General features: G+C 74.8%; 1 protein-coding gene. It reads right to left on the bottom strand.

Annotated features, from left to right (window positions below; translation table 11 throughout):
• Positions 1–802 (bottom strand): MFS transporter (locus HW577_RS25865; protein ID WP_198378938.1); only part of this gene is annotated, 802 nt, incomplete at both ends.

Here is an 802-nt window from a genome sequence, read left to right as displayed (position 1 = left end):
GGCACCGCTCGAGGTCGGCGGCCAGCATCGGCGCGGCGGCCAGCCCCTGGGCGAGGCCCGTCGCGGCGATGGCGATGGGCAGCGCGACCTCGAGCGGTGCCGCGAAGGGCAGCGCGAGGGCGACGCCATTCGCCACCGCCGCGCCCCAGATCAGCGCCGGGCCGAGGCGCGTGCGGTCGGCGATCCAGCCGCCCAGCGCGATCGCCGGCAGCATGCAGAAGCCATACAGCATCACGTAGCGCCCGACGGCGGACTGGCTCAGCCCCAGGTCGTTCAGCGCGATGGGTGCAAGGTAGAACACGAAGCCGGTCAGCACGAGCTTGGCCGGCACGGCCGCGAGCAGCAGCAGCGCGAGGAAGGCCGGCGCGCGCAGCGCGAGTCGCGCCTCCTGCGCGAAGCCGAGCGGCATGGCGGCGGGCGCCGGCGCCTCCCGCGGGAAGCTACGCAGCGCGAGCAGCAGGACGAGCCCTGTCAGCGCGGCGGAGACGAGGAAGGTCGGCCCCTGCCCGATCCGGTCCGCCAGCACCGCGCCGATCGCCGTGCCGCAGACCGCGCCCGTCATCACCGCCCCGGTGAAGCCGCCGAGGGCGCCCGCGAGCCGACCGCGCGGCGCGACCGCGACCATCTGCACCTGGCAGGCGATGCTGACCAGCGCGTAGCCGACGCCGCACAGGATGCGCGCGAGGATGGTGTGCCCCGAGAGCGCCGAGAAGGCTTCGCCGGTCATGTGGGTGGCGAAGCCGGTAACCCGCCCGCCGGACAGTTGGGCCCATTTGGAATGGCTGCCGGGCAGGCAGACCGT

Origin of the sequence: Neoroseomonas rubea, assembly GCF_016106015.1 — a bacterium.
Lineage (GTDB): Bacteria > Pseudomonadota > Alphaproteobacteria > Acetobacterales > Acetobacteraceae > Neoroseomonas > Neoroseomonas rubea.
The sequence above is the reverse complement of the archived record's forward strand: the minus strand, read 5'-3'. Positions and strand labels throughout refer to the sequence as shown.